At 28.8% G+C, this 22,048-nt stretch carries 21 protein-coding genes; 12 read left to right on the forward strand and 9 right to left on the reverse strand.

The annotated features are described in order from the left end of the window. Positions 1-559: 559 nt before the first annotated feature. From gyrA to dnaA, 7 genes are all read right to left on the reverse strand, one after another. Positions 560-3,121, reverse strand: a complete 2,562-nt coding sequence (gene gyrA, locus B3086_RS00085; protein ID WP_346849157.1) for a DNA gyrase subunit A — start codon at positions 3,119-3,121, stop codon at positions 560-562. Positions 3,122-3,151: 30 nt separating this feature from the next. After that, positions 3,152-5,059, reverse strand: a complete 1,908-nt coding sequence (gyrB, locus tag B3086_RS00090; protein ID WP_346879035.1) for a DNA topoisomerase (ATP-hydrolyzing) subunit B — start codon at positions 5,057-5,059, stop codon at positions 3,152-3,154. Positions 5,060-5,079: 20 nt separating this feature from the next. Next, on the reverse strand, positions 5,080-5,343 hold the full coding sequence (gene remB / locus B3086_RS00095; RefSeq protein WP_035135503.1) for an extracellular matrix regulator RemB: 264 nt from the start codon (positions 5,341-5,343) through the stop codon (positions 5,080-5,082). A gap of 19 nt (positions 5,344-5,362) precedes the next feature. Continuing rightward, positions 5,363-6,457 (reverse strand): DNA replication/repair protein RecF, encoded by a 1,095-nt coding sequence (gene recF, locus B3086_RS00100; RefSeq protein WP_346849159.1) that lies wholly within the window; start codon positions 6,455-6,457, stop codon positions 5,363-5,365. 137 nt (positions 6,458-6,594) lie between these two features. Then, complete coding sequence (gene yaaA, locus B3086_RS00105; RefSeq protein WP_346849160.1) at positions 6,595-6,801, reverse strand: S4 domain-containing protein YaaA; 207 nt, start codon at positions 6,799-6,801, stop codon at positions 6,595-6,597. Positions 6,802-6,815: 14 nt separating this feature from the next. Further along, positions 6,816-7,922, reverse strand: a complete 1,107-nt coding sequence (gene dnaN / locus B3086_RS00110) for a DNA polymerase III subunit beta (protein ID WP_346849161.1) — start codon at positions 7,920-7,922, stop codon at positions 6,816-6,818. A 261-nt stretch (positions 7,923-8,183) separates the two neighbouring features. Then, complete coding sequence (dnaA, locus tag B3086_RS00115; RefSeq protein ID WP_346849162.1) at positions 8,184-9,536, reverse strand: chromosomal replication initiator protein DnaA; 1,353 nt, start codon at positions 9,534-9,536, stop codon at positions 8,184-8,186. Positions 9,537-10,113: 577 nt separating this feature from the next. On the opposite strand from dnaA, the gene rpmH reads away from it, so the two are divergent. From rpmH to B3086_RS00175, 12 genes are all read left to right on the forward strand, one after another. Beyond that, entirely contained in the window at positions 10,114-10,248 is a 135-nt protein-coding gene (gene rpmH, locus B3086_RS00120) for a 50S ribosomal protein L34 (RefSeq protein WP_035135513.1), read from the forward strand. 53 nt (positions 10,249-10,301) lie between these two features. Further along, a complete protein-coding gene (rnpA, locus tag B3086_RS00125) occupies positions 10,302-10,661 on the forward strand; it encodes a ribonuclease P protein component (RefSeq protein WP_035135514.1) in 360 nt (119 codons plus the stop codon). Then, complete coding sequence (gene yidD, locus B3086_RS00130) at positions 10,630-10,842, forward strand: membrane protein insertion efficiency factor YidD (RefSeq protein ID WP_414632258.1); 213 nt, start codon at positions 10,630-10,632, stop codon at positions 10,840-10,842. Before rnpA ends, yidD begins: the two co-directional genes overlap by 32 nt. 21 nt (positions 10,843-10,863) lie before the next feature. After that, on the forward strand, positions 10,864-11,523 hold the full coding sequence (yidC, locus tag B3086_RS00135; RefSeq protein ID WP_035135516.1) for a membrane protein insertase YidC: 660 nt from the start codon (positions 10,864-10,866) through the stop codon (positions 11,521-11,523). A gap of 38 nt (positions 11,524-11,561) precedes the next feature. Beyond that, a complete protein-coding gene (jag, locus tag B3086_RS00140; RefSeq protein ID WP_346849163.1) occupies positions 11,562-12,188 on the forward strand; it encodes an RNA-binding cell elongation regulator Jag/EloR in 627 nt (208 codons plus the stop codon). A gap of 99 nt (positions 12,189-12,287) precedes the next feature. Then, positions 12,288-13,664 carry a tRNA uridine-5-carboxymethylaminomethyl(34) synthesis GTPase MnmE gene (mnmE, locus tag B3086_RS00145; RefSeq protein WP_346880497.1) on the forward strand — a complete coding sequence of 459 codons (1,377 nt, stop codon included), beginning with the start codon at positions 12,288-12,290 and terminating at the stop codon, positions 13,662-13,664. A gap of 10 nt (positions 13,665-13,674) precedes the next feature. After that, positions 13,675-15,564 carry a tRNA uridine-5-carboxymethylaminomethyl(34) synthesis enzyme MnmG gene (gene mnmG / locus B3086_RS00150; RefSeq protein WP_346880496.1) on the forward strand — a complete coding sequence of 630 codons (1,890 nt, stop codon included), beginning with the start codon at positions 13,675-13,677 and terminating at the stop codon, positions 15,562-15,564. A gap of 148 nt (positions 15,565-15,712) precedes the next feature. Next, positions 15,713-16,432 carry a 16S rRNA (guanine(527)-N(7))-methyltransferase RsmG gene (rsmG, locus tag B3086_RS00155; RefSeq protein WP_346880495.1) on the forward strand — a complete coding sequence of 240 codons (720 nt, stop codon included), beginning with the start codon at positions 15,713-15,715 and terminating at the stop codon, positions 16,430-16,432. Positions 16,433-16,536: 104 nt separating this feature from the next. Beyond that, positions 16,537-17,316 (forward strand): ParB/RepB/Spo0J family partition protein, encoded by a 780-nt coding sequence (locus tag B3086_RS00160; protein WP_035135525.1) that lies wholly within the window; start codon positions 16,537-16,539, stop codon positions 17,314-17,316. A gap of 396 nt (positions 17,317-17,712) precedes the next feature. Next, positions 17,713-18,483 (forward strand): ParA family protein, encoded by a 771-nt coding sequence (locus B3086_RS00165; RefSeq protein ID WP_035135527.1) that lies wholly within the window; start codon positions 17,713-17,715, stop codon positions 18,481-18,483. A 1-nt stretch (position 18,484) separates the two neighbouring features. Then, a complete protein-coding gene (locus B3086_RS00170) occupies positions 18,485-19,348 on the forward strand; it encodes a ParB/RepB/Spo0J family partition protein (protein WP_035135528.1) in 864 nt (287 codons plus the stop codon). A gap of 38 nt (positions 19,349-19,386) precedes the next feature. Next, positions 19,387-19,893, forward strand: a complete 507-nt coding sequence (locus B3086_RS00175; protein WP_035135530.1) for a DUF4446 family protein — start codon at positions 19,387-19,389, stop codon at positions 19,891-19,893. Positions 19,894-20,207: 314 nt separating this feature from the next. Here B3086_RS00175 and yyaC read toward each other — a convergent pair whose 3' ends face one another. Beyond that, entirely contained in the window at positions 20,208-20,816 is a 609-nt protein-coding gene (gene yyaC / locus B3086_RS00180) for a spore protease YyaC (RefSeq protein WP_346876255.1), read from the reverse strand. A 68-nt stretch (positions 20,817-20,884) separates the two neighbouring features. Beyond that, entirely contained in the window at positions 20,885-22,039 is a 1,155-nt protein-coding gene (locus B3086_RS00185) for an aminotransferase class V-fold PLP-dependent enzyme (RefSeq protein ID WP_346849170.1), read from the reverse strand. Between the last annotated feature and the right edge of the window lie 9 nt (positions 22,040-22,048).

Genomic DNA, 22,048 nt, shown 5'->3' on the forward strand with positions numbered 1-22,048 from the left:
GTTTGAGCTATGCTCTTTTTTTCGCTGACTTGTTAAGTCATTTATTTGATAGATTTCTCTATCGGAATTAACTGGTTTTACCTTTTTCTCTGTTTAATTTTCAAAGACCATTTAATTTATCGCTTACTATTAACGACTTTCTTAGTTTACTACATAAACTTTATATTGTCAACAACTTTTCAAAAACTTTTAATTTTGATTTGATGTTTAACTGTCATTGTATCGCTCAGCGACAAAACATATCTTATCATGATTATTTAGTAAATTATTTATAATTAAATATCATTAATTAAATTTATAACTATTTTTCTTTAAAATTCATTATTTTCCTTAACTATTCATATATTGATACACTTGGATATGTGTTTGTATCATTTGAATAGATAATAATATACATATGATATCTTACCTATATTTAAATTAACAATATATATGAATTACATATTGCAAAACAAAATAAAAGTTGCAAAACAAAATAAAAGAAAAGAAAAGGACTTTCTTAAAATAGATAATTCCATTTTAAGAAAATCCTTTTCTATTTGATAATAAATTAATCAATTTACTCTAAAGTCTTATCATTACTTTCTTCAAGTTCATCACTCTCTTCTAAGTCATCACTTTCATCTAAGTTTTCTGATAAGTTATTTTCATTGTCTACAATTCCATCTATAGACATTTGTTTATCCTCATTCTTTTCTTCTTCACTATTATAGTTAATTTTTGCAACAGCTACTATATTTACATCTTCTCCGGTTTTCATAAGAGTAACTCCCATAGCATTTCTACTAGTTGTAGATATATCACTAACGTTAATTCTTATTATTATACCATTACTGTTAATTAACATAATTTCATCTACATCTCTAACTACCCTAGCACTAACCACGTTACCTGTCTTTTCTGATATCTTATAAGTCTTGATTCCTTTTCCACCTCTTCTTTGAAGTGTGTAGTTTTCTATAGCTGTTCGTTTACCAAATCCTTTTTCACTAATTACAAGAAGTTCTTCGTCTGGTTTTGCTATTATCATTGATACAGCTATATCATCATCTCTTAATGTTATAGCCTTAACCCCTGTAGTAGTTCTTCCCATGTTTCTAACTTCTTTTTCACTAAATCTTATAGAGTATCCATACTTAGTGACAAATAATACTTCATCATCACCTTTAGTTATTCTAACTCCAACAATTTCGTCATCTTCTTTTAAGTTAATAGCATTAAGTCCATTCTTCCTAATGTTTTCAAACTTATCTAATGATGTCTTCTTAACCATTCCTGATTTAGTACCCATTAAGAGATAATTATCACTATCAAAGGTTCTTATAGACATAACTGCTTGTATATTTTCATCTGGATCTAGTGGTAGCATATTAACAATATTAGTTCCCTTAGCAGTTCTGCCACCTTCTGGGATTTCATATCCCTTTAATTTATATACCTTTCCTTTGTTTGTAAAGAATAGTATATTATTTAAAGTTGGTGTTATTAAAATATGCTCTACAAAATCATCTTCCTTAGTAGTAACCCCTTGAATACCTCTTCCACCTCTTTTTTGAGCATTATAGGTATCAGCTGGTAGACGCTTGATATATCCTCCATGGGTTAATGTTATTACTATATCATCATCATCAATTAAATCTTCATCCTCAAAGCTATAAGGATTTTTTTCTATAAGAGTTCTTCTATCATCGCCATACTTTGTCTTTATTTCAACTAATTCATCTTTTATGATGTTAAGTAGAATCTCTTCACTATTAAGTATTGATTGTAGATAAGCTATTGTTTTCATTAATTCATTATACTCATCTTCAATCTTATCTCTCTCCAGACCTGTTAATCTTTGCAATTTTAAATCTAAAATAGCTTGTGCTTGCTTTTCTGAAAGATTAAACTTCTCAATTAATCCATCTTTAGCTTCTTGTGTTGTTTTAGATGCTCTAATTAGAGATATAACTGCATCAATATTATCAAGTGCAATTTTTAATCCTTCAAGTATATGGGCTCTCGCATTAGCTTTATCTAAATCAAAGATAGTCCTTCTTTTTACTACATCCTTTTGATGATTCAAGTAATGAGTTAAAATTTGTTTTAAATTAAGTACTTTAGGTTCATTATTAACCAATGCAATCATGATAACTCCAAAAGTATCTTGCATTTTTGTATGCTTATAAAGTCTATTTAAAACAACATTTGCATTTGCATCTCTTTTTAATTCTATAACAATTCTCATACCATCTCTATCTGATTCATCTCTTAAATCAGATATACCATCTATTTTCTTTTCCTTAACTAGATTTGCTATAGATTCTATAAGGTTTGCTTTGTTAACCATATATGGTATCTCTGAAACTATTATTCTATTTCTACCATTATGTTCTTCTATTTCAGCTTTTGATCTAACTAGAATCCTTCCTCTACCAGTTTCATAAGCACTTCTAATACCACTTCTACCTAAAATTATTCCACCTGTTGGGAAGTCTGGTCCTTTAATCTCAGTCATGAAATCCTCAGTTATAGCTTCTGGATTATCTATAAGCATGATTACAGCATTTATGACTTCTGTAAGATTGTGTGGTGGTATGTTAGTTGCCATACCAACTGCTATCCCTGAAGATCCATTTACTAGTAGCGTTGGAAATCTTGCTGGTAAAACTACAGGTTCTCTTTCTTCACCATCAAAGTTTGGAGTAAAATCTACAGTTTCTTTGTTAATATCTCGAAGCATTTGACTAGTAATCTTACTCATCTTAGCTTCTGTATATCTCATAGCTGCAGCTCCATCCCCATCAACGGATCCAAAGTTTCCATGACCATCTACTAGCATATATCTTATTGAAAAATCCTGTGCCATTCTAACTAGTGCATCATATACTGAACTGTCACCATGTGGGTGATATTTACCTAGTACATCTCCAACTATCCTGGCGCATTTTCTATAACCTTTTTCGTAAGTTATCCCTAACTCATGCATAGAGTATAAAATTCTTCTATGAACTGGTTTCAATCCATCCCTAACATCCGGTAACGCTCTTCCAACAATAACACTCATAGCGTAGTCTATATAGGATTTTTTCATTTCTTGTTTTATATCTATTGGTATTATTTTATCCATAGTGTCCATATTTACACCTACCTTCACTATAGCATAAAGCTATATATCTAAGTTGCTAACTTTTTTAGCATTCTCTTGTATAAATTCTCTACGTGGCTCTACCTTGTCACCCATTAAAATAGTAAATATCTCATCTGCTGCCATTGCATCTTCAACAGTTACTTGTAATAGAGTTCTAGTTGCTGGATCCATTGTAGTACTCCATAATTGCTCTGGGTTCATTTCTCCAAGACCTTTATATCTTTGAATATCTGTATTGTTATCTTTTCCACCTAATTCTTCAATTACTATATCTAATTCACTATCACTATATGTGTATTTTTCAAATTTTCCTTTTTTAACTTTATAAAGAGGTGGCTGAGCAATAAACACATGACCATCATCTATTAACTCTCTCATGTATCTATAATAGAATGTAAGTAGAAGAGTTCTTATATGAGCTCCATCTACATCAGCATCTGTCATTATTATTATTTTATTATATCTAATCTTAGATACATCAAAATCCTTACCAACTCCAGCTCCAAAAGCTGTTATCATAGATCTTATAGAATCTGATGCTAATATTTTATCAAGTCTTTGCTTTTCTATATTCATTATTTTTCCTCTAAGGGGAAGTATGGCTTGGAATCGCCTATCTCTTCCTTGCTTAGCAGAACCACCCGCAGAATCTCCCTCAACTATATAAATTTCACATTCAGATGGATCTTTAGAAGAACAATCAGCAAGTTTCCCTGGCAAAGTTGTACTCTCAAGCACTGATTTTCTTCTAGTAAGTTCACGTGCCTTTTTAGCTGCTTCCCTAGCTCTAGCTGCATTTAAGCCCTTCTCTATAATACTTTTACCTACAGTAGGATTTTCCTCTAAAAATGAACTTACAATATCTCCTACTATTGATTCTACTATTCCTCTTACTTCACTATTACCAAGCTTAGTCTTAGTTTGACCTTCAAACTGAGGATCTGTAAGCTTAACAGATATAACTGCAGTTAACCCTTCTCTAACATCTTCTCCACTTAGATTTTTATCATTTTCTTTTAAAAATCCAAATTTTTTAGCATAATCATTAAGAACTCTAGTTAATGCTGTCTTAAAACCTACTAAGTGAGTTCCGCCTTCAACTGTATCTATATTATTTGCAAAGGAAAATAAATTCTCGTTATACGTGTCATTGTACTGAAATGCTAATTCTACTGAAGTTGTATTTTTTATTCCTTCTATATAGACTGGTTCATTATGAATTTTCCCTTTATTTCTATTTAAGTATTCTACAAAGGATTTTATCCCACCTTCATAATGAAACTTATTTTCTTTCTCATATCTCTCATCTGTAATTTTGATATTTATCCCTTTATTAAGAAATGCTAACTCTCTTAATCTTTGAGATAGCGTATCATATTCAAATTCAATACTTTCAAATATTTCTTCATCCGGCATAAAGTGAATTATTGTTCCATGATCATCAGTATTTCCGATTTTATCAAAAGGTGTAACAGTTTTACCTCTTGAAAAACTTTGATACCATATATGCCCATCTCTTTTTACTGTAACTTCACAAAGCTCTGATAGTGCATTAACAACAGAAGCTCCAACCCCATGAAGTCCTCCTGATACCTTGTATCCTCCGCCACCAAACTTTCCACCAGCGTGAAGTACTGTCATTATAACTTCAATCGTAGGTATATGCATTTTAGGGTGTATGCCTACTGGCATTCCTCTTCCATCATCTATTACTGTAACTGAGTTATCTTTATGAATAATAACTTGTATACTTTCACAAAAGCCCGCTAATGCTTCATCTATACTATTATCAACAATCTCATAAACTAAATGGTGTAGGCCTCTGATACTAGTACTTCCAATATACATACCAGGCCTTTTTCTAACTGCCTCAAGTCCTTCAAGGACTTGTATCTGATTTTCATCATATTTTTCATTATTAACCATAGCTATCCTCCTAACTTAACCTAAAGTTCACAGTATGACATATTAGTCCTTTTACACAAAGTAGATGATGATATAGGTGACAAATAAATCTTACTCTTCTTGTTTACTTCAGCTATAATAAATGATTTAGGTTTATCACTAGTTATACGTTCTACAAACCCATCTTCTTCTGCTAACCTTATGAACTGGCTAGTGTCTGGACTATACATAGTAGATTCTATGTCAAAAATACCTATTATATCTTTAATTGGCACAACTATACTTTCGCCTAAGTGTAAAAACATAGTATTCCCCCTAACTCCATCACATTATTTCTTGTACGCTTCCTTTTTCAACATTGAATATTTTCATGTTATTACCTTTTAAATATTTTTTTATCCCTGTAATTCCTGTACATGTTATTAAGGTTTGAATTCCATTTATAGATCTCAATATATATTCTTGCCTTTTTGTATCTAATTCAGACAATACGTCATCAAGTAATAACAATGGATATTCTCCTATTAATTCTTTTATTATTCGCAATGATGCAAATTTTATCGTCAAAACAGAAGTTCTTTGCTGACCTTGCGATCCAAATATCTTTACATCTATATCATTTATAAATATAGAAAAATCATCTCTATGTGGTCCTACAGATGTAATTTTTTTCTCTAGGTCTTTTTTTCTATTACTTTTAAGTAGGTTATATAACTCTTCTTGCAGATTATCAATACCCTTAAGCTGCATTATATAATTAAATTTAATAAACTCACTTCCCTGAGTTATATCGTTGTGAATTTTTTTAGAGAATTCATTTAATTTTTCTATATACTTAATTCTTTGAGCTATTATGTAACTCCCAAATTCAGCTAATCTAATATCATATATATCTATCATATCTATGTCAGCGCTAAATTTCTTTAATATAATGTTTCTTTCATTTAAAACTTTTTTATACGAAGATAGATAATGGTAGTATTTTTTGTCCAGTTTGCAAAGTTCAATATCTAAAAATCGCCTTCTAAATGATGGCGAATTCTTAACAATATCTAAATCTTCTGGTGAAAATATAACTACATTAACAACACCTACCATATCTTGTAGCTTAGTTATCTTTATTGAGTTTATATTTATAGCTTTTTTCCCATCTTTAAAAAGTTTTATATTTATTTTTTTATCTAAACGTTCTTTTACCACATAAGCACTAATATACGCCTCGTTACTGTCCCAATATATAAGCTCTTTATCTTTATTAGTTCTATGTGATTTTCCAACACTCGAATAGTATAGCGACTCAAGTATATTAGTTTTTCCTTGAGCATTATCACCTTGAAAAACATTAGTTCCATCACATAATTCTAAGGCCACATTTTTATAATTTCTAAAATTTATTAAATTCAAATATCTAACATACATAAAAACACCCACCTAAAATTATATCATAATATACATTCTAAGTGTGAAAATTACTGTAAAAATATAAATATAGCTGAATCTCTTAATTATAATAACTATAAAACTCAAAAGGCTGAAATACTTATCAGCCTAACGTTTTATATAATAATATATTCTTCTTCTTGAAATTCTATTTTATCACCTATATATAGCTTTCTTCCTCTTCTTACTTCCACTTCACCATTAACCTTAACATCTTCATTTTGTATATAAAATTTAGCTTCCGACCCTAAGGTAGTAGCTCCAGTAAACTTCAAAAATGAGTCTAGCTTTATAAATTCTGTATCTATTTTTATTTCTACCATATATTTCTCACATCCTAATTATTATTAGCAACTCTTACTGGAAGTAATAAATAAACACTGTTATCACTATCTTGATTTCTTATTACACAAGGAGAAACCGTAGATGTAAATTCCATGGTTATATTTTCCTCTTCCATTGTTTTAAACACATCAATTAAATATTTAGAATTAAATGCAATTTTTATTCCCTCTCCTTGCAATATTATTTGAACTTCTTCTCTAGCCTTTCCCAATTGAGAATTCGATGTTACAACTAGGGTATCATCAGAAATATCAAATTTTACAAGATTAGTGTTTCCATCCTTCGCCATAAGTGAAGCTCTTTCTATACAACCTAAAATTTCATTTCTGTTAACCGTAACTTTTAAATTATGCTCCTTAGGAATGATAGATTCATATTTAATAAAATCTCCCTCTAATAATCTAGAGATGACTTTAGTATTTCCAAAATTAAATAATATGTGATTCTTTGTAAATGTAATTTGCACAACATCATCAGTATCTTTAAGAATTTTAGAAACTTCATTAAGTGTTTTTCCTGGTATTACTGATTCCTTATTAGATTTACAATCCATGGATTCACTCTTTAAGGCTACTCTAAATCCATCTAGTGCAACCATATTTAGTTTATTTTCTTTAACTTGAAGTAATACCCCTGTCAATATAGGTCTTGTATCATCTTGAGCAATAGCAAAAATGGTTGATTTTATCATATTTTTTAAAGTTTTTTGAGATACAGATAGCACCACATCTTCTTCTATGCTCGGTAACGTTGGATATTCTTTTGGATTTAGGTATACTAATTGAACATTAGATTTTTGGCACTTTAGTTCTACCTCATTACTATTGATTTCAGTTATTTCAACTATATCGTTAGGTAGTTTCCTTATAATTTCGCCAAATATTTTAGAGTCAAGAACCACTTCGCCTTCTTCTATAATATTGGCTGGTATTTTTGTTTCTATGCTAACTTCTATATCAGATCCAATTAACGTTAATAATCCATCTTTTGCATATATATATATACCTTGAAGTATAGGCAATGTTGATTTACCTGTAATAGCTTTTTGAACATCTGAAATTGCTTCTTGTAATAAGCTTTTTTCTATTAAGAATTTCATAAAAAATCCTCCTCCTTATACACATATAAAATTACTATAAATAGCTTAGATAATTAAATAATATTTAGTAGTAGTAGTAGTAGGGGCTGTTGATTTGTTGATAAGTACTTCCAGGCCAATGATATCAACAATTTCTGTGTAAAATAAATTGTGGATAAACTAATTTTGAAATTCAGTAGTTATCCACAGTATTAAGAATATATTTTTTTTGAAAAGTAATCCACAATAAATCTTTTAATAATTAATAACAAATGTTATTAATTACTTTTGATTAATTCTTTTACTTAATTCAGCTATAGCTGATTGAAGGCTTTCATCTTTCTTTAGATTCTGAGAAATTTTTTCATATGCATGAATTACTGTAGTATGATCTCTACCGCCAAATTCTTCACCTATCTTGGGAAGAGAAGTATCTGTAAGCTTTCTTGAAAGGTACATAGCAATTTGTCTTGGAAAAGAAACATTTCTAGTTCTTCTTGCAGATTTGAAGTCATCTACCTTTAAGTTATAGTAACTAGAAACTATATCTTGAATTAATTCAATAGTAACTTGCCTTGAATTCCTGTTTGATATTATATCTTTTAGAGCTTCAGATGCTAAATCTACACTTATATCTTTATTTGTTAAAGAAGAATAGGCAACTATTCTTATAAGAGCACCCTCTAGTTCTCTTATGTTAGATTTAATTTGTGTAGCTATATATACCATAACTTCATTAGGAATATTTAAATTTTCTACATCAGCCTTCTTTTTTAGGATAGCAATTCTTGTTTCAAAGTCAGGTGGTTGTATATCAGCTATAAGTCCCCATTCAAATCTAGATCTTAACCTGTCTTCTAATGTAGGAATTTCCTTGGGAGGTCTATCGCTTGATAGGATTATTTGTTTATTAGCATCATGCAGAGCATTAAAGGTATGAAAGAACTCTTCTTGAGTAGATTCCTTACCGGCTATAAATTGAATATCGTCAATAAGAAGTACATCTACATTTCTGTATTTATTCCTAAATTCAACATTTTTATCATCTTTAATAGAATTAATAAGCTCATTTGTAAATTTTTCTGATGAAACATAAACTACTTTAGACTTTGAATTAACTGTCTGTATGTAACTCCCAATAGCATGCATTAAGTGTGTTTTTCCAAGTCCAACGCCTCCATAAATAAATAGCGGGTTATAAGCCTTAGCTGGAGACTCTGCTACAGCTAAAGAAGCTGCATGAGCAAATCTATTACTATTTCCTATGACGAAAGAATCAAAGGTATATTTAGGATTTAGGATTGCTGACATTTCATCATTTACAATTAAATTATGTTTGTTATTTGTATGCTTAGAGGTTGATGTATCTAAATCAGAAGCTTCCTCAGAGCTTATAACAAAGTTTATTGAATATGATTTATTGCATGCTGCTTGAATAGAATTTTTTATTAGGTCTTTATATCTATTCTCTAGGATATCCTTAGTGAAGTCATTACGAACACCAAGAGTTATAGTTGAATCAGTCATTTTTAGTGGGTCAATACTTTTTATCCAAGTATTAAAACTTACTTCGGTGAGTTCAGCTTTAAGTATTTCTAAGGCTTTTTCCCAAATTTCATTTACATAGGTGTTCATTTTATATCCTCCTCTTAAAATAGTTATATCTATAGTTAATAATAGAAAAGAGATAAAAATCCACAAGAGTATCAACAGAATAATAGATACATATAAAGTTGTTTACCATTGTTAAAATTTTTATTCACATGTTTATAATTTGTGTTTTAATAAATAGTAAATTATACTTACTAACAATATATAATTATAAGTTATACACAGGCAAAAGTGGTGAAAAACATTAAGATTTCATGTAAAAACACAAAAAAAAGAGAAAAAATAAGAGTTATTCACAGAATAATCAACAGATTGTGTATAACTTGTTCGAAAAATAACTTATCAACATCCATACATAATGATATCAAAAGATTGCATGGTATTCAATAAGTTATCCACAAAAAAAATAGTTTTGTGGAATTTTTATTAACAAGGGTGTTTAAAAACACAAAAAAATGACATATTAATAATGTTAGAAAATGTTATAAATAGTTATCTTGACATAAGAGTTACTTACATTTATAATCTAATAGTGAAACTTATAAAGTAGTGATAATTTAATTGCTATAAATGACATATAAGATGAAGGGGGTGCAAGCACATGTTCATGACTTACCAACCTAAAAAAAGACACAGAAAGAAAGAGCATGGATTCAGAAAAAGAATGAGTACTGCTTCTGGAAGAACTGTTCTTAAGAGAAGAAGACAAAAAGGAAGAAAAAAATTGACAGCATAAGGGCCGCTAATGTGGCCTTTTTCTGTAATTAAGAAAGAGAGCAACATAGAACTATGAAAGAAGAAAGGCTAAGAAAAAACCCTGAGTTTAGATTAGTATATAGAAGAGGGAAATCTTTATCTACATCTTTATTAGTGTTATACGTATTCAAAAACAATAAAGGAATTAATAGGGTAGGAATATCTGTAAGTAAAAAAGTAGGAAAGAGTGTAGTTCGTAGCAGAGTAAAGAGGCTTATAAGTGAAAGTGTTAGATTAAATAAACAAGGATTAAAGCAGGGGTATGATCTAGTCTTTGTTGCAAGAAGTGCTTCAAAGGATAAGAGTTATAAAGAAATTGAAAACTCGGTTAAATATTTATTTAAGAAATCAGGGCTTAATAATGTTGAAAAAAATATTACTATTAGTAATTAAATGTTATAGAAAATATATATCTCCTATGAAAGCGCCATGTTGCATATTTGAACCAAGCTGTTCCATATATGCAATTCAAGCTATCGAAAAATATGGCGCAATCAAAGGAGGTTTTATGGCTATTAAGAGAATTTTACGGTGTCATCCTTACCATAAGGGAGGATATGACCCTGTTAAATAGAAAGTATTAGGAGGGGTTAATTTGAATTACTTATCTGGTATATTTGTAGAAGTATTTAAATCGGTTCATAATTTTGTCCAGTTAATTACAACAAATCCAGACATATCATTCGGTATTGCAATAATAATATTTACATTGCTTGCAAGAATATGTTTATTACCATTATCGCTAAAGCAAACTAAATCTACGGCTAAAATGAGTGCAATTCAGCCTGAAATTAAAAAGGTTCAAGAAAAGTATAAAAACGATCCTCAAAGACAGCAGACTGAAATAATGAAAGTATATAAAGAAAATAATGTGTCCATGTTTGGTGGATGTTTACCAATGCTTATTCAGTTTCCAATTATGATAGCATTGTTTTATGTATTTAAATCAATAGATTATCAAGGAGCTGGATTTTTATGGATGCCAGATTTAGCACAAAAAGATCCAACAATGATATTACCAATAGTTTCAGGTTTAACAACATATTTTTCTAGTAAGGCTATGCAACCTGCTACTGGAGATGCAGCTAAACAAACTAATATGATGAATATTGGTATGTCAATTTTCTTTGGATTTATGTCATTACAATTTCCAGGAGCATTAGTACTTTACTGGACAGTAGGAAACTTAATCCAAATGGCACAATCTTTAATATTAAATAAAATTTATAAAAAGCCTAGTACTAAATCGGCATAATAAAATCATTTTATTATTGGAAGGGCGGTATCTAAAGCATGAAAAGTATTGAAATAATTGGTAGGACTGCTGAAGAAGCTATACAGAATGCCTTAAGAGAATTAAATGTTACAGAAGAAAAAGTTACCATAGAAGTATTAGAAGAAGGTAGTAAAGGATTTTTAAATATAATAGGGGTTAAGCCAGCAAAAGTTAAGGTGACACTAAAGAGAGATTATATAGGTGATGCTAAAAATTTCTTAAGAGAGATTCTTAATGCTATGAATGTAAAAGCTGAGATTCATATAAAAGAAGAAAATAATGAAATAAATATTAATTTAGTAGGGCCTAATATGGGGGTATTAATAGGGTATAGAGGAGAAACTTTAGACTCTCTTCAATACTTACTGAGCTTAGTGGTTAATAAGAATCATGATGAAACATACAAGAGAGTAATTCTTGATACTGTTAATTATAGACAAAACAGACAGGAAACACTTAAAAAATTGGCACTTAAAATGGGAGATAAGGTAAGAATTAATGGAAAGACTTTAAAATTAGAACCTATGAACCCATATGAAAGAAGAGTTATTCATTCAACTTTGCAAAACAATGCATATGTAACTACCCATAGTGAGGGTGAAGAGCCTTATAGAAGAGTAGTTATTGAATTAAAGAAAGCCTAGAGGCTTTCTTTTTATATTTTCAAGTAGTGTGATACAATAGTGATTTGTGGGTACAATTTATATTAAGTTATGTTGTAATATAAAAAAGGAGGGACTAACATGAAGGATTTTGATACAATAGGTGCTATATCAACAAGTATAGGAGAAGGTGGCATTGCCATTGTAAGAATTTCTGGAGATAAGGCTAAAGATGTTGTTGAGAAAATATTTCAAGCTAAAAATGGTCAATCAATTAAAGATATGAAAAGTTATACCATGAAATATGGGTATATAATAGATGAAAATAATAATCACATTGATGAGGTTATAGTTTCTTTTATGAAGGGACCTAGAAGTTTTACAGCAGAGGATACTATAGAAATAAATTGTCATGGTGGGGTAGTTGCTACAAACAAGGTTTTAGAACAGGTTATAAAGCAAGGGGTTAGGATTGCTGAACCAGGAGAATTTACTAAAAGAGCTTTTTTAAATGGGAGAATAGATTTATCGCAGGCTGAAGCTGTGATTGATATAATTAATGCTAAAACTGATTTAAGTATGAAGTCAGCATTAATGCAAAGTGAAGGATTAATTTCCAAGGAAATTCGGGTATTAAGAGAAAAGTTATTATCAACAATTGCACATATAGAGGCTACTGTAGATTACCCAGAAGATGATTTAGAAGAAGTAACATCTGAAATGGCTATAAGGGATTTAGATATAATAAAAAAAGAAATAAAAGAGTTTATAGAAACTGCTGAAGAAGGAAAAATATTAAGAGAAGGATTAAGTACCGTAATTGTAGGTAAGCCTAATGTAGGAAAATCATCGCTTTTAAATGCATTAACTAAAGAAAATAGAGCTATAGTTACAGATATACCTGGCACTACAAGAGATGTTATAGAGGAATATATAAATATTTCTGGAATTCCAATAAAGATTATTGATACTGCAGGAATAAGAGAAACAGATGATGTAGTAGAGAAAATAGGTGTAGAAAGATCAAGAGCTAAAATTAATGATGCGGATTTAATTATTCTTATATTAGATTCTAGCAATGAGTTAACTGAGGAAGATAAGGAAATTATTAATCATATAAGTAATAAAAAATATATGATATTATTAAACAAGAGTGATTTAAATAGCAAAATTACTCAGAAGGATTTAGAAAATATTAATTGTACCAATATATATAGTATTTCAGCTAAAACAGGTGAAGGTATAGATGAGGTTAGGACAGCTATTAAAGATATGTTCTTCAAAGGAGAGATTAGTACTAACAATGTTATAATAACTAATACAAGGCATAAAGAAGCTCTTTTAAGAGCTTATGAATGCATTGAGAGTGCTATAAATACTTTAAATTATACTTTTGCTATTGACCTTGCATCTATTGATATTAGAAATGCTTGGACATTTTTAGGTGAGATTACAGGAGATTCATTAGAAGAAAATATTATAGATAAAATATTTAAAGATTTTTGTCTAGGTAAATAGAGGTGAAATAATGAAATACTTAGCAGGAGATTATGATGTAGTTGTAGTAGGAGCTGGTCATGCTGGTTGTGAGGCTGCTTTAGCTACGGCTAGAATGGGATTAAAAACTTTAATGTGTACACTTAATCTTGATAGTTTAGCGCTTATGCCATGTAACCCTAATATTGGGGGTACCGCAAAGGGTCATTTAGTTAGAGAGGTTGATGCATTAGGTGGAGAGATGGGAAGAAATATAGATGATACTTACATTCAGTCTAGAATGCTTAACATATCTAAAGGTCCAGCAGTTCATTCACTTAGAGCTCAAGCAGATAAAAAGAGATACTCTGAAAGAATGAAACATGTGATAGAGACAGAGCCTAATTTAGATTTAAAACAACTTGAGGTTGTAAGTATTGATGCACCAAACAACGTAGTTAAAGGTATTCTAACTAAGTATGGAGCTTACTTTAATTGTAAATCAGTTATTTTAACAAGCGGTACTTATTTGAAATCACAGGTAATAATAGGTGAAGTAGTGGTAAATGAAGGACCTAGTGGATTATTTCCGGCTAATGAGTTATCTAAATCATTAATAGATTTAGGGATTACATTAAGAAGGTTTAAGACAGGAACACCAGCAAGAATTAATGCTAGATCAGTAGATTTTTCTAAAATGGAAGAGCAAAAGGGTGATAAAGATGTAGTTCCATTTTCATTTATGAGTGGAGATATACAAAGATCACAGATATCTTGTTATCTAACTTATACCAATAGTAAAACCCATGATGTAATATTAAAAAATATAGATAGATCACCACTTTATAATGGATCGATAAAAAGTACAGGACCAAGATATTGTCCATCCATTGAAGATAAAGTAATGAGATTTAGAGATAAAGAAAGACATCAATTGTTTATAGAACCAGAAGGAGAAAGTACTGAAGAAATGTATGTTCAAGGAATGAGTAGTTCTCTTCCAGAGGATGTACAATTAGAGTTTTTAAGAACAATAGAAGGACTTGAAAATGTAGAGGTAATGAGAACTGGGTATGCAATAGAATATGATTGCATAGATCCTACACAATTAAAATTATCATTAGAGTTTAAGCATATAGATGGATTATTTTCAGCAGGACAGGTAAATGGAAGTTCTGGTTATGAAGAAGCAGCAGGACAAGGAATTCTTGCAGGAATAAATGCATCTCTTAAAATTAAAGGAAAGGAGCCTTTAATTTTAAAAAGATCTGATGCTTATATAGGAGTTTTAGTAGATGATTTAGTTACAAAAGGAACCAATGAACCTTATAGAATGATGACTTCAAGGTCTGAATATAGACTTTTACTAAGACAAGATAATGCTGATTTAAGGTTAACGGAAATTGGTTATCAAGTTGGATTAGTTAAAGATGAAAGATATAAGGCGTTCATTAAGAAAAAAGAGGATATAGATGCAGAAATAGAAAGATTGAAAAATCTTCAAATAACAGGTAAAAAAGAAGTAAATGAATTTTTATTTAAAATGGGTTCTGCAGAACTAAAAAAACCCACTTCATTATATGAATTAATTAAACGTTCAGAATTAGACTATTACAATATTAAGGGTCTAGATCCGGAAAGAAAAGAACTTAGTAGACAAGTTACGGAGCAAGTTAATATAGTATCTAAGTATGAAGGCTATATAACAAAGCAATTAGAACAAATTAGTCAATTTACTAAATATGAAAATAAATTTATACCAGAAGATTTAGACTATAATGAAGTTAAAGGATTAAGGACAGAGGCTATTCAAAAATTAGATTCAATAAAACCTGTAAATATAGGTCAAGCATCTAGAATTTCTGGAGTATCTCCAGCAGATATAAATGTTCTATTAATATTTCTTGAGCAAAGAAGAAGAAGCTTAAAAATAAACAATTAATATATAATATTTAAGAATTAAAAAAATAAGTATTTATTAATACCTACTAATTATTTAGGTTTATAATTAGTAGGTATTAGTTTAAAATAGAAATATATACATAAAATTTTATTAAAACATATAAAACTTAATTATACGGAGGATTAAAATGGAGTATTTTGATATGTTGAAAGAAGCTTGTGAGAATGAAGGATTAATCTTTGATGAAACAATGTATAATAACTTTATTCAATATAAGGCATTAATTAAAGAGTGGAATGAAAAAATTAATTTAACAGCAATAACAGAAGATGAGAAAATTATAAAAAAGCACTTCATTGATTCTATTAAAGTATTTGAATATCCATATGTAAAAGAAGCTACGAAAATTATAGATATAGGAACAGGAGGAGGGTTTCCAGGGATTCCTATGAAAATAGTAAAGCCCGAGTCTTCTATGGTACTTTTAGATTCTTTAAATAAAAGAATAAATTTTTTAAATGAAGTTATTGATAAATTAGAGTTAAAAGATATTAAAACAATTCATGGTAGAGCAGAGGACTTTGCACAAAAGGCAGAATACAGAGAAGAATTCGATTTAGCTGTATCTAGAGCTGTTGCAAATTTAACGGTTTTATTAGAGCTATGTTTACCTTTCGTAAAGGTTGGTGGATATTTTGTAGCATTAAAAGGACCGGCTATAGAAGATGAAATAAAAGATTCTAAAGTAGCACTTAAAGTATTAGGTGGGCATATTCAAGAAATAATAGAGGTTAATATTGCAGGTAGTGATCTTAAACATAATTTGTTAGTTATAAAAAAGATTAAAGATACACCAAAAAAGTATCCAAGAAAAGCTGGAACAGCAAATAAAAATCCTATAAAATAAATTTCTAGAAATATTTATATTAATTGTTAAATATAAAGAGGAATTTTGAGATTAATATAGAATTTTAATTAAAGATAAGGAATTTCATAAAAGGATGGTATAAAATGGAAAATACTATTAATTATATAGCGGTTGATTCAATAAGTCCTAACCTTTATCAGCCAAGAAAAGTATTTGATGAAGAGTCAATACAAGAGCTTGCACAATCAATAAAGGTTTATGGGATAATTCAACCTTTATCAGTTAGGAAAATAGATGAGAATAATTATGAGCTAATCGCAGGAGAAAGAAGATTAAGAGCAGCTAAAGAAGCTGGATTATCAAAAGTCCCAGCTATAATAGCTAATATTAATGATAAGGATTCTGCTGCAATTGCATTATTAGAAAATTTGCAAAGAGAAGATTTAAATTTCTATGAAGAAGCGTTAGCATATCATAATTTAATTAAAGTACATTCTTACACTCAGGAGCAATTATCTGAGGTTATAGGTAAGAAGCAATCTACAATAGCAAATAAGCTTAGAATTTTAAAGTTAGATGAAAAAATAATTAGTACAATAATCGACAATAAATTGACAGAGAGACATGCTAGAGCATTATTAAAAATACCAACTGATGAGTTACGTAATGAAGTATTAGAAATTGTAATAAAAAATGGGCTAAATGTTAAAAAAACAGAAGAACTTATAGATAGGGAATTACTTAAATTAGCTCATACTGAAGTTGCATCAGATGGTAAAAAGAGAATAAAAGGATCATTTAGTCCAGCTATATATATTAACACTGTAAAGCAAGTTTTTGATAAATATGGGGTGGAAGCTAAATATAGATCCAAGGAATTAGATGATAGTATACAAGTTACTATAACAATAAAAAAGAAATAATATTTTTATAATACTTTTATAAAAGACTACAAAATGTTTCACGTGAAACATTTTGTAGTCTTTTATTGAACAATTAATTTTATATAATTAAAGTTAGTTTGAATAAATGAAATTTCAACAAATTTATGAATTGAAGTACTTATATGAAAAATGTACAATAAATTTATACAATAGCATTATCAATAGTATCTAAAATAGTAAATTAATCTAAATATGTTGATAAAAAAATAAATACTTATTAATTTATGTAATAATTACTTTAAATAAAACCTGTATCAATATATAATATAAATACATAGGTAAAATAAATTTATAATGATTAAAATTATTAGTAATATAAAGTTTCTAATATATAGTAATTTAAAACAAAACCTACGATAGATAAGGGGGGAGAATATGAAGGTAATATGTATTTTCAATCAAAAAGGGGGAGTTGGAAAAACAACTACTAATATAAATTTATGCTCATATTTAGCAATGAATGGATATAAAGTTCTGTCTATAGACATAGATCCTCAAGGAAATACAACTAGCGGTATAGGATTAGATAAAAGAAAAATACATTGTTCTATGTATGATGTTTTAACAAGTAATGTTTCATTGAAAGAAATTATCAAAAAAAGTGAAATAGTAGATAACTTCTATATTGCACCTTCAACTATGACTCTAGCAGCAGCTGAAGTTGAAGTTATAAGTCAGGATCAAAGAGAAAAAGTTTTAAAAAATAAAATTGATGAAATAAAAGATGACTATGACTATATATTTATAGATTGTCCACCATCGTTAGGTGTATTAACTATTAATGCATTAACAGCATCTGACTCAGTTTTGATACCAATCCAATGTGAGTTTTATGCTCTTGAAGGTGTAGGACAATTGATGAGTACTATACAATTGATTAAGAGATATTTAAATACTGGTCTTGAAATTGAAGGTGTAATCATGAGTATGTATGATAGTAGAACTAGATTATGTAATGAAGTAGTTGAAGAAATTAAAAAGTACTTTAATGATAAGGTATATGATACTTTCATACCAAGAAATGTTAAATTAGCAGAGTCACCTAGTTTTGGACTTCCTATCATGCTATATGATGATAAATGTAAGGGATCAGAAGCATTTGAAGCTTTAACGGAGGAGTTTATTAGTAGACAAGGAGGAAAATAGCATGAAGAAAACAGGAGTTTTAGGAAAAGGATTATCTTCATTAATTCCTGAAAATGACTTTCAGGACAGTAATAATGAACAGGTTATAAGTATAGATATAAATTTAATTAAGCCTAATAAGGATCAGCCGAGAAAGCATTTTGATAATGAAAAGTTAATAGAATTAGCGAATTCTATTAAGGAACATGGTATAATACAACCTATTGTTGTAAGAAAAGAAAATCAGTTTTATGTAATAATTGCAGGTGAACGTAGATGGAGAGCAGCAAAATTATTAAATTTAAAAGAAGTACCAATAATTATTAAGGAATTGTCTGATGTAGAGGTTGTACAAATTTCTTTAATAGAAAATATAATTAGAGAAGATTTAAATCCTATAGAGGAAGCTGCAGCATATAATAAGTTATTGAATGATTTTAATTTGACGCAAGAAGAAATAAGTAAACAGGTTTCAAAATCTAGAAGTGCTATTGCTAATTCATTAAGATTACTAAATCTTGATGAAAGAATACAGGGGTATTTAATTGAAGGTGTTTTATCAGAAGGACATGGGAGAGCAATATTAGCATTAGAAAATAAAGAAGATCAATATGTAGTTGCTCAGAAAGTTATTGATGAAAACCTAAATGTTAGACAAACTGAATTACTAGTTAGAAATTATTATAAAGATGATAATAACAAGTATAAAAAAATAAATAATAAATCAGAAAATGATATATATTACAAAGACATAAGAACAAAATTAGAAAATCACTTTAATACAAAAGTATGTATAAGTAATAATTCTAAAAATAAAGGAAAAATAGAAATAGAATATTATTCTCCAGAAGATTTACAAAGAATAATAGAAATTTTAGATATATAATGTTTCACGTGAAACATTTTTAGAGAGGATGAATGCTTTTGGAACAAATTATAGAATTTCTCAATGAATATAATGTATTTATAACTATAGGATTAATAATATTAGTATTCATATTAATCATTATTTTGATAATATCACTAGTCTCAACAAGTAAGATGAAAGATAAATATAGAAAAATTATGAAGGGGACTAATAATAAAAATTTAGAAGAATTATTAGTAAGCTCATTAGATAAAATTGACAATATGGAAGAAATAACAAATGAAGTTAAGGATATGTGTAATAAAACATCTAACAAAGTTTCATCTTGTGTTCAAAAGGTTGCAATGCAAAGATATAAAGCTTTTGAGGATATTGGAAGTGATTTAAGCTACTCCATTGCTCTGTTAGATGGAAGAAATAATGGTGTAATAATAACTAGTATTTATTCAAGAAATGAGAGTATTACATATGCAAAACCTATTGATGATGGGATATCTAGATATGATTTATCACAAGAAGAAAATAATGTTCTTCATCAAGCTGTCAATACTAACAAGGAATAGATTTAACAAAATAGATGAGTTATAGTAGTATAGCTCATCTATTTTATTAGATTTATATTTAGTATTTATCTATATAAGTATAAGTATTGGATAGTGTGGTAATTGGATATAAAAATATAGTAACAAGATTATAACTTATGTATTTTAACTTGATATAAAGTAATGCAAATGAACAATTTATTTTAGGTAGAACAGTTAATTAAATCAAAGTGGATAATCAAGTTTAGCATAAAATGAATTATTTATATATTAAACAAGTAAAAAGAGATAATAAATGTTTCACGTGAAACATTTATTATCTCTTCTTTTAAGTTCTAGTCTGCATCTAAAACCTTAGGAATATATTTATTGTTAACCTTGGAGGAAGATTTACGTCCACCTATAGTTTTTATTATAGAATGGTATATTCCTGAGGAGATTACTTCAGCTAATTTCATTACAATATATAATCGAGTATTTTGGAGCACCATAAATTCTAACGAGCCAGATATATTAACAATTCCAACAATACTTAAATCACCAACAGAAGGTAAATTTTTATTTAGAGCAGCTCCAGGATAAAGAGGTTTAGATTCAATTATAACTTTACCTACATTTTGAAGGCCTCCAAGAGAAGCATCTATAGCTATTATATATGGATTACTATGATTCTTAAGTATTAAATCATTGGTTTCAGAAATATTTTTCGCATGCACAGGGTTTTCTAGATTTCCATAGATAAAAACCTTATCTCTAACTAAAAATTTGAGTTTATAACCTACAAGTGGACCTAAACTATCACCTGTAGATCTGTCTGTACCTATGCATAAAATAACAATATCTCTATTATCTTTAATTACTTTGGTTAGTTCTTCTGAAAGAATTTCTCTTATGTCATATATAGAATTATCAGATAAAGCATCGAAAATAACTTTTTCCACCATGAGTAACACCCTCCTATATTAGAAAGTATTACCATGTAGATAAATTTAATACATCTATTATTAATTCATTACAATTTTTTAATAGAAGAATTTATACTACACAAGATATAATCTATATCTTTATCATCATTAAAATATCCAAAACTAAAACGCAAAGTTCCATTAGGATATGTTCCAATAGTTTTATGAGCTAATGGAGCACAATGGAGACCAGTTCTAGTTATAATATTATATTGAGAGTCAAGAATAAATCCAAGTTCACTGTTATCAATTTTAGAAGAGTTTACAGATATAGTTGAAGTTCTATTTTCAGTATTTAGATGTCCATAAACTTTCATTGTAGATATATTTAATATACCATCAATGAACTTTTGTGTTAGATAATCTTCATGATCTTTAATTGTAGATAATCCTTCATTTTGGATAAAGGTTATTCCAGATAGAAGACCTGCAATACCAGGTGCATTAATAGTACCACTTTCAAATTTATCAGGTAAGAAGTTGGGTTGAATTATGTCTGATGAAACACTTCCTGTACCACCAACAATTAATGGAGAACAAATATCATTCATTTCATCATCTATGATAAAGCCACCTATACCTTGAGGACCTAATAAACTTTTATGTCCAGTAAAGGCTAAAGCATTGCAGTTTAATTTTTGAAAATTTAAATCAAGAACGCCAGCTGTTTGAGCAGTATCTATAATGAAAAATATATTACTTCCCTTGCAAATTTGTCCGATTTTTTCTAGAGGTTGAATAGTACCAATTATATTAGAGCCATGAGAAAGGGTTACAAGTTTAGTATTATGCTTGATTTTACTTTGAAAATCATCAATATCAATTTCACCTAATTTATTACATTGAATTATATCTAATTCAATTATTCCTTTAGATTTTAATTCATTTAATGTTCTAAGGGTACTGTTATGATCCATGGAAGATGTTATAACATGCCATCCAGGTTTAACTATACCTTTAATTAAAATGTTTAAGGACATAGTAATATTAGATGTAAATATTACATTTTTAGTATCAGGAAAATTAAAAAAATCACATAAAGCATTTCTACATTGGAATATAACTTTATTTCCTTTTAGAGATGAAGTAGATGCACCCCTTCCAGGATTACCGCCTATATTTCTCATATAATTTAGTATATCATTATAAACACAATCTGGTTTAGGAAAAGATGTAGCTGCATTATCTGCATAAATTTGCATAGTATTACC

The sequence above is a fragment of the Clostridium sp. UBA871 genome, assembly GCF_002295255.1.
Classification (GTDB): domain Bacteria; phylum Bacillota; class Clostridia; order Clostridiales; family Clostridiaceae; genus Clostridium_J; species Clostridium_J sulfidigenes.